The following is a 12,414-nucleotide window of genomic DNA, read 5'->3' as shown; positions in this document are numbered from 1 at the left end:
GGGTGTGGGGGAGTCGGGCCGGGCGTTGCCGGTGGCCGTGAGCGCGACGGCGGCCGGGGTGCCCGCGCCGCGCGCCGGAGAGGTCGACCCGGCGACGGAACTGGAACTGGCCCGGCGCTGGGCCGACGAGGCCGACCGGCACGGGCAGCAGGCCGAACTGCTCGCCCAGCGGCCGGCGCTGCTGCCGACCTGGTCACCGCTGGCCCGGGCGGTCGCCGTCTACCTCGGCTGCGCCGGCATCTCGGTGGTGCTCATGCTGGTGCTGGGGCTCGCCTCCGACGTCGGCGTGGTCGGTTTCGGCACCCTGGTCGCCTGGATGTGCGCCGGCCTGCCCGCGGTGGCGCTGGTCGGCGGCTGGCTGGTGCTCAGCCGCTGGGGCCGGCCCGCCGTCGGCGCCGCCGCTCCGCCCCGCTATCCCGTGCTCGGCTTCCTGCTCTGCTTCCTGGCCGTCCCCCTCGCCTACTGCGGCTACCTGCTGCTCGTCCGCACGCTGCGCTGACCCTGCCGGAGTGCGCGCCGCTGCCGTGCTGGTCGGTGCCGCCGGGTCGCCGGGGTCGCCGGCCTGGCACCCGGAAGGGTGTGGGTAGGTCGCCCTGTCGAGCTGATGGCGTGAACGGATCGCGTGGTTCCGGCTCGTCGTGTCCTGCTTCCTTTGGGTACATCCGTTGCTGCTCCAGCGATAACGGAAGTACCCAGAGCCTCTGGATCTACGCCGTTGTGGTGACGGCTCGACGATCGGGTGGTCGCGGTGGGTGCGTGGATCTCGTACTCTCCCCAGTGGTCACTGCTCGCGGGAGTGGGAAGACGATGAGCGTGCGAGCCCAGGGGAGGGCGTGTGAGCGCAGCGGAGATGATCGCCCGGTTGGCGGCGGCCGCGCAGAAGCTGGACGAGGCGAAGGCGAAGACGGCGGCAGCCGCCCAGGACGCGGACGAGGCGCGACAACTCGTCGCTGGCGCGTTGCAGGGCGTCGCCGCCGGCCCGCTGATCGGCATGATCGACTCGTATCGGCAGGCGCTCGCGCAGGCCGCGCAGGGCGGGGAGCCTGCCAAGCAGCACGTCCAGGAGACCATCGCCAAGGTCCGGGCGCTGGGAAACTGAGGCCGCGGGATGACCGACGTGACGCGTGACGGTGGTGTGCTGGACGGCTTTCACATCGGGTACGTGCCGGACGGGGTGGGCGACGAGGTTTCGGACTTCGCCAGCGAGTGGGAGGACGTCCACTTCGCCACCCGGGTGTGGGAGCGCCAGACGCCGGACGGATACCGCGCCGACCTGCGGGTCCATGTGCTGCGGGGTGCGCGGCTGGCGGACCTGGCCGGGCTGCGGGACTTCCTCACCGAGTACCACGAGCGTGACCCCGACGAATGGCAGCTGACCGAGTTCCAGCACGGCGACGGCTCCGGCATGATGAGCGACGCGCAGGCGTTCTGGTTGGCCGGGCCCGCCGTCGCCGTGAACGTCCTGATCGACCCGGAGCAGGTCGACCGGGAGGCCCTGCTCGCTGTCGCCCGCGCCATCGTGCCGCAAGGCGAGTAGATACCACCAGACGGGTGGTCTGCCTACTAGCCACCGGCTGGCGTGGAAGGCGGGTGTCGGATAGGCGATAGGGCCGGTTTCAGGCTGTCCGGGTGATCGGCTGGCACGCCGAGCCCGCCCAGCCGTCTGCTGAGAGCCCGGCTGATGAGGCGGTGTCGGGTGCGTGACTCACCGTCGCGTGTCTCGGTCACCGCTGATCCGGGCGATCTCCTGGGCGATCAGCTCGTCGGCGTCGGTAACGCCTGACGCGACGTCCCGAAGTCTGTCCTGCCAGTCCTCGTCGAACTCGATGCCTTCGAGGGCGGCGTTGACGGTGGCGTGGGCGACAGCCGCTTCGACGTTGGCTGCCTCGTCGGGGTCGACGTTGCTGCTACGAACGTCCGGCTCTGTCATTCGGGGGGAGCGGACGGGAACCCAGTCGGTGAATCGCTTGTGTAGGTCCGGCAGGTGGGTGGCGGGGTTGCGTTCGGTGAGTTGTTCGATGGCCTCCTCGCGTAGCGTCACGAGGTAGACCATGCGTCCGGGGGTGTTGCCCTGGTACTCCGCGAGCAGGCGCAGCTTCGCCGCAGAGCACGGCCAGGCGATGCCGCACGCCCGACAGCGCCACGTCGGGCGGGACGGTACGTGCTCGCGGACGGGCCTGCTCACCGGGCCGCCCTCGCCGGACGGCTTCGGACCGGCGTACGGCGTGCGGTGGGCTGGGGCGTTTGTACGGGACGCATCCCGTCGGGTCGCACAAACAGCTCGCGGCGGTCGGTCGCGTTGCCGCGGGCGTCGAGCTGGTACACCTCGATCCACGCCCAGCCGCAGTAGGTGTGCCGGTCGGTCCGCTCACGGATCACCCGTACCGTGATCGGCTTTCCGAACTGCGGCGACGCCTCGCGCGTCAGCAGGTACACGCCGGGCGTGACCCGTGGCGTCCCGTCCTCGCGGGTGCCGGCCGTCGCGGCGGCGGGGTGGGTCGCCCAGCGCGACACCGGTACGGCATTCGCGGGCCTCGGCACGGACACGAACGCCTCCTTTGTCGACACAGGACCTGGAGAGGGGCCGCCCCGCAGGTGCTCGCCCGATGGGGCGGCCCCGGCGGCAGGGCGAGCGGGTTTGCCGTCCCCGTGGCTCGTGCGTGCCGCCTGCCGAAACCATCGCCGAGTGGTAGTGGACGGCTACACCCCGTATATGTAAGTTCTTGAGACGTTGAGGACGTCTTCTTGTGGGAGGCGGGCATGAACCAGGCGTTGAGGGCGGCCCTGGCTGACGCCGGTGAGACCGTCGAGAGCCTTGCCGAGCAGGTCGGCGTGGACCCGAAGACGGTTGCCCGTTGGATTACACCGGGGCGGGTACCTCATCCCCGTCACCGCGCTGCGGCGGCTGTGGCGCTTCGGCGTGAGATCGGGGACATTTGGCCGGACGTTTTGAGACGTCGTGAACCGGCGTGGCTGCGCCCGTGGGTGGAGACTGAGCTTCAGGCGACGGCGCTGCGGTCATTTCAGATCGCGGTCATCCCGGGCCTGTTGCAGACACCCGAGTACGCGTCGGCGGTCCTCAGTTGTGGGCTACTCGGGCCGGACGAGGTGGCCGACTACGTGGAGACTCGGATGCGCCGGCAAACGGCGGTCCTCGAACGGCGTAAGCCGCCCCTGTTCGTCGCGGTCATCGACGAGTTCGCCCTTCGTCGAGGAGCCCCGGAGATCATGGATCCGCAGCTAGATCGTCTGGTCGGCATGGCTCAGCGGCCCAATGTCCTCTTGCATGTGTTGCCGCTCGACGCTGGCCTGCACGCCGGGCAGGCGGGACCATTCGTCATCGCGACGACCGATGACGGCGATGTCGCGTACCTCGATGACCAGGCGGCCGGGCGGCTGACAAACGACACAGCCAGCCTTTGGTCCATCTGGGATACGCTGCGTTCGGTGGCACTTCCACGCCGCCAGACCATCGATTTTCTAGAGGCACGATCATGGCTGACCTGACCGGCGCCCTCTGGCGCAAGGGCATCCGTAGCAGCTCCAACGGTGGCGACTGCGTCGAGGTTGCCGACAACCTGCCCGGCGTCGTCGGCGTCCGGGACTCGAAAGATCCGAACGGCCCAGCGCTGATCTTCGCCCCGACCGCGTGGCGCATGTTCGTCGCCCAGCTCGCCGAACGGGCCTGACCCCGATCCGGCCATGCCTCATCAACCTCGATGCCGTCGAGAACGCCGTCGATCATGCAGTTGTGGTGCCTGACCAAAGTGGGTGTCCACCGCTTTCCGGCGCGATAACTCCGTGATCGGCGAGTGGGCTCCAAGTTCGTCGTCGGTGAGGTTGACGTAGTCGTCCTCGATGTAGCTCGGGCCTGGCGTGTTGGTTCTGGCGGGGCGGGGTTGCGGGCTGGCGGGCGGCGCGGTAGGCCATGCTTGCGCAGATCGGCCGATGGTTCCGGGTGCCCACCCGGCGGCGATCTGAGAGTCGAGGATCTGATGGAGTTCTTGACCAGTCCCGAGCTGTGGATTGCGTTCGCGACCCTGCTCCTGCTGGAGATCGTGCTGGGCATCGACAACGTCGTGTTCATCTCGATCCTGTCCGGCCGGTTGCCTGAGCATCAGCAGGCCCGGGCCCGGACGATCGGCATCTCGCTCGCCCTGATCACCCGTCTTCTCCTGCTGGCGTCGTTGTCCTGGATCATCGGCCTGACCGCGCCGCTGTTCACCGTGTTCGGCCAGGAGATCTCCGGGCGCGACCTGATTCTGCTGCTCGGCGGGTTGTTCCTGGTCGGCAAGGCGACGTACGAGATCCACGAGCATCTGGAGGGGTCCGACCACGGTCGCTCGGGCCGGAAGACCATCTCGTTCGGCGTGGTCATCGCGCAGATCCTGGTGCTGGACGTGGTCTTCTCGCTCGACTCGGTGATCACCGCGGTCGGCATGGTCGACGAGCTCGCCATCATGGTGGCCGCCGTGGTCATCGCGATGATCATCATGCTGGTCTCGGCCGCTGCGGTGAGCAACTTCGTCAACCAGCACCCGACGGTCAAGATGCTGGCCCTGTCGTTCCTGCTGATCATCGGCGCGAGCCTGATCGCCGAGAGCTTCGACCAGCACATCCCGAAGGGCTACGTGTACGGGCCGATCGCCTTCTCGATCTTCGTGGAGTTCCTCAACCTGCGGGTCCGGGCGCGGCAGCGGCGCCAGCAGGAGGCGCTGCCGGTGCAGCTGCACCCGACGTACGTGAAGAGTCGTCCGGCACGGCCCGAGCCCAAGCCCGAGCCGGAGACCACTCCGGCCGGCTGACCCGAGGCGGACCTCGACGCCGCACGCGCCCACCCCTGGGTGCGTGCGGCGTCTGTCGTCTGTGGACGGGTGAACCGGAGGCGGTTCCAAGATGCCTGGTGGGGCGACCGCTACCCGCGCGTAACTTTTCATTGACGTTTCTAGATTGTGACCGGCATCATCAATTCACGGTCGATCGGACACCCACCGCCTCCACCCGGCAACCCCGGGATCCCCTTGGGAGGTGCAGCGATGCTGCTCCGAAAGGCTGTCCCCGTCCTCGTCCTCACCCTCACCGCCGTCCTGTCCGCCCCGGCCGCAGCCGCAGCCGCCCCGGCACCGGTGACCCCCGCGCCGGCCGACGCGACGGCTCCGGCCGCCAGCACCGCCGCCGCGGCCACCACCGACGGCGGCCTGCGGGCCCTCGCCAACGCCAACCCGGTCATCGTCGTCGGCGGGCTCAGCGGCTTCGCCGCCGTGTACGAGCCGCTCGCCGTCCGGCTGCGCGCCGACGGCTACCGGGTCTGGATCTACGAGCTGCCGAACCTGGGGCTCGGCGACATCGCTGCCTCCGCCAACGGCCTGCGCGGCTTCGTCGGGCAGGTCCGCTCCGCCACCGGCGGCGCCAAGATAGACCTGGTCGCCCACTCCGAGGGTGGCCTGGTCAGCCGGTACTACATCAAGAATCTGGGCGGCGGCGACATCATCGGCCGCTACATCAGCCTGGGCACCCCGCAGTACGGCACGTACGTCGCCAACATCGTGGCCTTCCTCGGCCTGGGCAGCTGCGCCGGCATCGTGGCCTGCCAGCAGATGACGATCGGCTCGTCGTTCCTCGCCGCGCTCAACGCCGGTGACGACACCCCGGGCGCGGTGCGCTGGACCACGGTGCGTACCTGGCAGGACGAACTCGTCCGGCCGGTCGACAACGCCACGCTGGCCGACGGGGCGACCAACGTGCTGATCCAGTCCCGGTGCCCGCTGCGCGTGGTCGGGCACCTCGGGCTGGTGCTCGACGGCACCACGTACACGGTGATCCAGCAGGCGTTGCGCGACGCCGCCATCCGCCCCAACTGTCTCGCCCTCTGACGAGCTGAGCGGGCGAGCTGAGCGGGGCGGACGGCACCTGGCCGTCCGCCCCGCCGCGCGTAGGGGTGCCGGGCTGGCGGAAACCGGCCGGGTCCGGCTGGCCGGGATTGCCGGAGCGCCGGGTGCGGATGGGCGGGCCGTGCAAGGCTGGACGGTACCCCCGCGGGTCCGCCGCCCCACCCGGGCGGGGACGCCGAAAGGGAACGCAATGAGCGAAGAGCCGCAGGTCGACTTCGCGCTCGACACGTACGAGTGCATCGTGTTGTATCCCGGCGCGGCCGGGCGGGCGCTGCCCGCCGAGACCATCCAGCGGTTGCAGGCGGAGCACACCGAGCACATGCAGGCGATGCAGCGGCGGGGGATCATCCTGGTCTCCGGCGCGGTGGACGGCAACGCCCGGGAGCCGGAGCCGCCGCTCGGGTTCGGCCTGGCTCGTACCGGCTCGGTCGACGACGTCCGCAGCGTGATGGAGGCCGACCCGGCGGTGCAGGCCGGGCTCTACCGGGTGGACGTGATGACCTTCCTCTGTCCGGCCGGTTCGCTGGAGTTCCCGCTGGCCAAGACACAGACCTGAGTCGGTGGCCACCACCACCGGGACGGCCACCGACTGTGATCGGATGCTCACGGCCGGTCGTCGACGTGGAGCGCCTCGGTGTCCCCTGGCGGCAGGGGCGTACCATTCCGGCGCGCGGTCGCCGTTGCCCGCCACTCGACGTCCGGTGCGGTTCCGCCCGCCGGCTGCGCGCGTATGCCGCGCGCTGTTGAACAATTGTTCCGCTTTGCGCAAGGGGTCGGCCCGTGGTCCGACCCGGAGGAGAGACTAGCCTGATGGGCGTGACACGCCGCGCGAAGATCGTCTGCACTCTTGGCCCCGCCACCTCGTCGCCCGAGCGCATCCGAGGGCTCGTCGAGGCCGGCATGAACGTGGCGAGACTCAACTTCAGCCACGGCAGCCACGCCGACCACGAGTCGGTCTACCGGCTCGTCCGGGAGGCGGCCGACGCGGCCGGCCAGCCGGTGGCGATCCTGGCCGACCTGCAGGGGCCGAAGATCCGGCTGGGCCGGTTCGCCGACGGCCCGCACGAGTGGCGCACCGGTGACTCCGTGGTGATCACCGGGGACGACGTGCTGGGCACCAAGGAGCGGGTCTCCTGCACGTACCGCAAGCTTCCGCAGGAGGTCAAGCCCGGCGACCGGCTGCTGATCGACGACGGCCGGGTCGCCGTCGAGGTCACCGACGTCACCGGCAACGACATCCGCGTCTTGGTCACCGAGGGCGGCCCGGTCAGCAACAACAAGGGCGTCTCGCTGCCCAACGTGGCGGTCAGCGTGCCCGCCCTGTCGGAGAAGGACGCCGCCGACCTGCGTTTCGCGCTCGGCCTCGGGGTCGACCTGGTCGCGCTCTCCTTCGTCCGCTCCGCCGACGACATCAAGCTCTGTCACTCGATCATGAGCGAGGTCGGCGTGCACCGGCCGGTGCTGGCCAAGGTCGAGAAGCCGGAGGCGGTCGACCACCTCGAGGCGATCGTGCTGGCCTTCGACGGGGTCATGGTGGCCCGTGGCGACCTCGGCGTGGAACTGCCGCTGGACGAGGTGCCGCTGGTGCAGAAGCGCGCCGTGCAGCTGTGCCGGGAGAACGCCAAGCCGGTCATCGTTGCCACCCAGATGCTCGACTCCATGATCGAGAATTCGCGGCCGACCCGCGCCGAGGCGTCCGACGTCGCCAACGCGGTGCTCGACGGCGCGGACGCGGTGATGCTCTCCGGCGAGACCAGCGTGGGCAAGTACCCGGTGCTCACCGTCAGCACCATGGCCAAGATCGTCACGACCACCGAGGCCGGCTCGATCGCGGTGCCCCGGCTCCAGCACGACCCGCGTACGCACGGCGGCGCGCTCACCGTCGCGGCCTCCTCGATCGCCCGGGCCATCGGCGCCAAGGCGCTGGTCGCGTTCTCGCAGACCGGCGACACCGTGCGCCGGCTGAGCCGGCTGCATTGCGACCTGCCGCTGCTCGCCTTCACCCCGGTGCCCGAGGTGCGTCACCAGCTCGCCCTCTCCTGGGGCGTGGAGACCTTCCTGATGCCGTTCGTGCAGCACACCGACGACATGTTCCGCCAGGTCGACCAGGCGCTGCTCGGGCTGAACCGGGCCACCCCCGGCGACTACGTGGTGATCGTCGCGGGTAGCCCGCCCGGCACCCCCGGCTCGACCAACACCCTGCGGGTGCACCAGCTCGGATCGCTGGTCGACGCGGCGTCCGCGCGGGCCTTGCAGTGACCGACGGCGAGGGGACCATCGTCGGTCAGGCCGCCGTCGACCAACTGCTGGAGGTGCTCGACCTCGCGTCGACCGGCACCAGGTCGTTCCGGGGGATGAGCCCGCCGGTCGGCCCCCAGCGGGTGTACGGCGGTCAGGTCGCCGGGCAGGCCCTGGTCGCCGCCGGCCGCACCGTCGACCCGGAACGGGTGGTCCACTCGCTGCACGGCTACTTCGTCCGGGCCGGAGACCCGGCGGAGCCGATCGAGTACGAGGTGGAGAGCATCCGCGACGGGCGCTCCTTCTCGGTACGCCGGTCGGTGGCGCTCCAGCACGGCAAGCCGATCTTCTTCATGTCGGCCTCGTTCCAGCGGCCGGAGGAGGGGCTGGATCATCACGCCCCGATGCCGCCGGACGTGCCCGGGCCGGAGGCGGTCCCGACCATGAGCGACCGGCTCGCCCGCTACCCGGAGCGGCTGGGCATCTGGGGGCAGATTCCCCGGCCGATCGACGTCCGGTACGTCGGCGAGCCCGGCTGGGTACGCCCCGGCGACCGGCCGGCCGACCCGCACCAGCGGGTGTGGATGCGGATCGACGGCAAACTCCCCGACGATCCGCTGCTGCACGCCTGCGCGCTGACGTACGCCTCCGACCTGACCCTGCTCGACTCGGTGCTCTCCGTACACGGCGAGGTGTGGGGGCCGGGCGGGGTGGTCGGGGCGAGCCTGGACCACGCGCTGTGGTTCCACCGGTCGTTCCGCGCCGACGAGTGGTTCCTCTACGACTGCTGGAGCCCGTCCGCCTCCGGCGCTCGGGGCCTGGCCACCGGCCGGATGTTCACCGTCGACGGCCGTCAGATCGCCAGCGCCGTCCAGGAGGGGCTGCTGCGCCGCGTCGGCGAGTAGCCGGTGCTCCGGTTAACCCAGCGGACCGATCGGTCAAGGGGTGATCGTCCGGGTGGGTTCCCGGACCGTTAACCTGTCGGACATGCGTCTCTCCGCCCGGGTGGACTACGCCCTTCGAGCGGTCACCGAACTGGCGTCGGTGACCAGCACCGGGGCCGGACGTGGTCGCCCCGTGACCGCCGACCAGATCGCCCGCGCCCAGGAGATCCCCCCGAAGTTCCTGGAGAGCATCCTGTTGCAGATGCGCCGGGGCGGCATCGTGCAGGCCCAGCGGGGCCCCGAGGGCGGCTACTGGTTGGCCCGGCCGGCCGAGGAGATCTCCCTGGCGGAGGTGATCCGGGTGATCGACGGGCCGCTGGCCCACATCCGGGGGCAGCGACCCGAGCAGCTCGGCTACCACGGCGCGGCCCGCGCGTTGCAGGACGTCTGGATCGCCCTGCGGGCCAGCGAACGGCAGATCCTCGAACTCGTCACGGTGGCCGACGTGGCGCAGGGCACCCTGCCCGAGCAGGTCACCAAGCTGGTCGCCGACCCCCGCGCCTGGACCTGACGCACGCTCCACCCGGGTCGGGTCGGGTTTCGCTCGCCGGCCCGGTGGTCCGTCCCACTGACCGATCAGGGGCTTGACCCGGGGCGCTCCCGTGCCGCATTGTCGACCAAGTTGATAGGAGTTGTTGAAAAGTAGGGGGCGTCCGTGCGCAAGCTGCTGGTCATCGCACTGGTGGGGCTCGCCGCGCAGTTGGTCGACGGCTCGCTCGGCATGGCGTACGGGCTGACCTCCTCGACGCTGCTGCTCATGGTCGGCGTCGCGCCGGCCGCTGCCTCCGCCTCGGTGCACCTGGCCGAGATCGGCACCACCCTCGCCGCCGGCGCGGCGCACTGGCGGTTCGGCAACGTCGACTGGCGGGTGGTGCGCCGGATCGCGCTACCCGGCGCGGTCGGCGCGTTCGCCGGTGCCACCTTCCTCAGTTCGCTCTCCACCGAGGCAGCCGCCCCGTGGATGGCCGCGATCCTGTTCAGCCTCGGCGCGTACCTGCTCGTCCGGTTCTCCCGGCCGCTGCGCCGCAACCCGGCGGCCGGGCAACTGCGCGGGCGTTTCCTCGGCCCGCTCGGCCTGGTCGCCGGCTTCGTCGACTCCACCGGCGGCGGGGGATGGGGCCCGGTCGCGACGCCGGCCCTGCTGGTCAGCGGGCGGATGGAACCCCGCAAGGTGATCGGCTCGGTGGACACCTCCGAGTTCGTGGTCGCGGCCGCGGCCAGCCTCGGCTTCCTGATCGGCCTGGGCACCGAGGGGTTCCTGCTGCCGATCGTGTTCGCCCTGCTCGCCGGCGGCCTGATCGCCGCCCCGATCGCGGCCTGGCTGGTCCGGATCGTCCCGGCGCAGCTGCTCGGCGCGACGGTCGGTGGCGTGATCGTGCTGACCAACGCCCGCGTCCTGATGCGCAGCGCCGACCTGGGTGGCTCCCTGCCGGTGGTCGTCTACCTGCTGCTGGCCGCCGGCTGGGTCGCCGCGCTGGCGCTGTCGGTCCGGGTCCTGCTGCGCACCCGCCGCGAGCGGATGCTGGCAGCGGCGGCCACCGCACCGGCCGACAACGCTACGGCCGACAGCGCTGCGGCCGACAGCGCGCCGGGCGGCAGCGCGCCCGCCGAGGTCGTGGACACTGCCACGGCCCGCGCCCTCTCCGGCGCGGACCGCTGACGACACCGGGCCGCCGGGCGACCTCAGCCGGGCGGCCCGACCGGCGCCGCGCGCGAGATCAGCTCCCACACCTCGTCCACGTGGGCCTCGGTGGTCTGCGGCGCGCCGACGGCGAGGCGTAGCGTGTGGCGGCCGGCCACCCGGGTGTGCGTGAGGTAGACCCGGCCGCTGCCGTTCACCGCCGCCAGCAGTTGCTCGTTCGGCCCGTCCGGGCCGCGCAGCCGGAAGCACACCAGCGCGTACGGGTGCGGGGCGACCAGCTCGAACCGGTCGTCGGCGCGTACCCGGTCGGCGAACCGGGCGGCCAGCGCGACACCCCGGCGGATGTGCTCGCGCAGCCCCTCGACGCCGTACCAGCGCAGCACGAACCACAGCTTCAGAGCCCGGAACCGCCGGCCCAGCGGCACCTGCCAGTCCCGGTAGTCGATCACCGCGCCGGACTCGGTGGCCGCGTTGCGCAGGAACTCCGGCAGCACGGTCAGCGCCTCGACCAACTCGCCCGCGTCAGCCACCCAGAACGCGTCACAGTCGAAGCCGGTGAGCAGCCACTTGTGCGGATCGAAGCAGTAGGAGTCGGCGTACGCCAGGCCGGCGTGGCCGAACCGTAGCTCCGGGCAGACCGCCGCGGCGCCCGCGTACGCGGCGTCGACGTGCAGGAAGACACCGTGCTCGGCGCAGATCGGCCCGATCTGCGGCAACGGGTCCACCGCAGTGGTGGAGGTGGTGCCCACGGTCGCCACCACCATCACCGGCACCACCCCGGCGGCCCGGTCCGCCTCGATCGCGGCCCGCAGCGCCGCCGGCGACATCGCCCGGGTCACCGGGTCCACCTCGATCAGCCGTACCCCGTCGGCGCCGAGCCCGGCGATCCGGATCGCCTTCTCGATCGACGAGTGCCCCTCAGTGGAGGTGTAGACCCGGTAGCGGCGGTCGACGCCGACCCCCCGCCACCGGCCGCCACTGGCCCGGTGCAGGGCCACCAGGGTGGCCACCAGCGTGGCCGAGGAGGCCGAGTCCTGGATCACCCCGCCGCCGGCACCGGCGGAGCGGAACCGGGCCGGCAGATCCAGCGCCTCCGCCAGCCAGTCGAGCATCACCGTCTCCAACTCGGTGCAGGCCGGGCCGCTGGCCCAGAGCATCCCCTGCACGCCCAGCCCCGAGCTGACCAGGTCGCCCAGCACGCTGGGCCCGCTGGTGTTCGCCGGGAAGTAGCCGAAGAAGCCCGGATGCTGCCAGTGGGTGAGCCGGGGCGCGATCAGCGTGTCCAGATCGGCGAGCATCGCCTCGACCGGCTCGCCCTGCGCGGGCGGCCCGGCCGGCAGCCCGGCGGCCACGGCACCCGGCGGGTCCTGGGAGGTAACCGGGCGCTGGTCGAGGGTGGCCCAGTAGTCGGCGATCCAGTCGACCACCGCGTACCCGGCCTGGCGGAACTCCTCGGGTGTCATGTGCGCAGCCACCCGGTGAGTCGATCAAGAAAGTCGGGCCGAGGGCAAGCGCGCGGAACGATTGTGTGCAGAAAGCGCTTGCCCTAGCATCGCAGCTGCGCGGGGCCGCGTACACCGACGTCGATGCGTCGTGATATCTGCCGCCAGCGCGGCGCGCCCCGCCGGCACCGGGCAGGCCGGCGGACGATCGGCCGCCGCGCGCCCGACCTCCACCGGAGGACACCCATGCCCCGCAC

15 protein-coding genes are annotated in these 12,414 nt (G+C 71.4%); 12 read left to right on the top strand and 3 right to left on the bottom strand.

What is annotated here, in order from left to right; genetic code table 11:
• The 3 genes from C1I95_RS26550 to C1I95_RS26540 all read left to right on the top strand — a co-directional run.
• The coding region (locus C1I95_RS26550) for a hypothetical protein (protein ID WP_325048864.1) at window positions 1-499 on the top strand (499 nt) is incomplete at its 5' end.
• A gap of 336 nt (window positions 500-835) precedes the next feature.
• The gene (locus C1I95_RS26545; RefSeq protein WP_111217780.1) at window positions 836-1,099 is read left to right on the top strand and encodes a DUF6244 family protein; all 264 of its coding nucleotides are present in this window, start codon (window positions 836-838) and stop codon (window positions 1,097-1,099) included.
• Window positions 1,100-1,108: 9 nt separating this feature from the next.
• Window positions 1,109-1,537: a hypothetical protein gene (locus tag C1I95_RS26540; protein ID WP_111217778.1), complete on the top strand. Its 429-nt coding sequence runs from the start codon at window positions 1,109-1,111 to the stop codon at window positions 1,535-1,537.
• A 168-nt stretch (window positions 1,538-1,705) separates the two neighbouring features.
• Here C1I95_RS26540 and C1I95_RS36595 read toward each other — a convergent pair whose 3' ends face one another.
• Window positions 1,706-2,185, bottom strand: a complete 480-nt coding sequence (locus C1I95_RS36595) for a hypothetical protein (RefSeq protein ID WP_233513899.1) — start codon at window positions 2,183-2,185, stop codon at window positions 1,706-1,708.
• Window positions 2,182-2,547, bottom strand: coding sequence for a hypothetical protein (locus tag C1I95_RS26530; RefSeq protein ID WP_233513898.1), 366 nt, complete (start codon window positions 2,545-2,547; stop codon window positions 2,182-2,184). Before C1I95_RS26530 ends, C1I95_RS36595 begins: the two co-directional genes overlap by 4 nt.
• Window positions 2,548-2,760: 213 nt before the next feature.
• Between C1I95_RS26530 and C1I95_RS26525 the strand changes: the two genes are divergently transcribed.
• The 9 genes from C1I95_RS26525 (at window position 2,761) to C1I95_RS26485 (ending at window position 10,733) form a co-directional block, all read left to right on the top strand.
• Entirely contained in the window at window positions 2,761-3,507 is a 747-nt protein-coding gene (locus tag C1I95_RS26525; RefSeq protein WP_111217776.1) for a DUF5753 domain-containing protein, read from the top strand.
• Window positions 3,495-3,689, top strand: coding sequence for a DUF397 domain-containing protein (locus C1I95_RS26520; protein WP_111217774.1), 195 nt, complete (start codon window positions 3,495-3,497; stop codon window positions 3,687-3,689). The genes C1I95_RS26525 and C1I95_RS26520 overlap by 13 nt, the downstream gene beginning before the upstream one ends.
• Window positions 3,690-3,995: 306 nt before the next feature.
• Window positions 3,996-4,805 carry a TerC family protein gene (locus C1I95_RS26515; RefSeq protein WP_111217772.1) on the top strand — a complete coding sequence of 270 codons (810 nt, stop codon included), beginning with the start codon at window positions 3,996-3,998 and terminating at the stop codon, window positions 4,803-4,805.
• A 231-nt stretch (window positions 4,806-5,036) separates the two neighbouring features.
• On the top strand, window positions 5,037-5,873 hold the full coding sequence (locus C1I95_RS26510) for a lipase family alpha/beta hydrolase (RefSeq protein ID WP_111217770.1): 837 nt from the start codon (window positions 5,037-5,039) through the stop codon (window positions 5,871-5,873).
• 208 nt (window positions 5,874-6,081) lie between these two features.
• On the top strand, window positions 6,082-6,447 hold the full coding sequence (locus C1I95_RS26505) for a YciI family protein (RefSeq protein WP_111217768.1): 366 nt from the start codon (window positions 6,082-6,084) through the stop codon (window positions 6,445-6,447).
• A gap of 254 nt (window positions 6,448-6,701) precedes the next feature.
• A complete protein-coding gene (gene pyk / locus C1I95_RS26500) occupies window positions 6,702-8,150 on the top strand; it encodes a pyruvate kinase (protein ID WP_111217766.1) in 1,449 nt (482 codons plus the stop codon).
• Window positions 8,147-9,034: an acyl-CoA thioesterase gene (locus C1I95_RS26495; RefSeq protein ID WP_199523921.1), complete on the top strand. Its 888-nt coding sequence runs from the start codon at window positions 8,147-8,149 to the stop codon at window positions 9,032-9,034. The genes pyk and C1I95_RS26495 overlap by 4 nt, the downstream gene beginning before the upstream one ends.
• 82 nt (window positions 9,035-9,116) lie before the next feature.
• Window positions 9,117-9,584 (top strand): RrF2 family transcriptional regulator, encoded by a 468-nt coding sequence (locus C1I95_RS26490; RefSeq protein ID WP_111217784.1) that lies wholly within the window; start codon window positions 9,117-9,119, stop codon window positions 9,582-9,584.
• A 144-nt stretch (window positions 9,585-9,728) separates the two neighbouring features.
• Complete coding sequence (locus C1I95_RS26485; protein ID WP_111217764.1) at window positions 9,729-10,733, top strand: sulfite exporter TauE/SafE family protein; 1,005 nt, start codon at window positions 9,729-9,731, stop codon at window positions 10,731-10,733.
• Between the two features lie 23 nt (window positions 10,734-10,756).
• Here C1I95_RS26485 and C1I95_RS26480 read toward each other — a convergent pair whose 3' ends face one another.
• Complete coding sequence (locus tag C1I95_RS26480; RefSeq protein ID WP_233513897.1) at window positions 10,757-12,190, bottom strand: pyridoxal-dependent decarboxylase; 1,434 nt, start codon at window positions 12,188-12,190, stop codon at window positions 10,757-10,759.
• Window positions 12,191-12,414: the final 224 nt, after the last annotated feature.

The sequence above is a fragment of the Micromonospora craterilacus genome (genome assembly GCF_003236315.1).
Taxonomy (GTDB): Bacteria; Actinomycetota; Actinomycetes; order Mycobacteriales; family Micromonosporaceae; genus Micromonospora; species Micromonospora craterilacus.
Note: the sequence above shows the minus strand (reverse complement) of the source record. Positions and strands in the feature narration are given on the sequence as shown.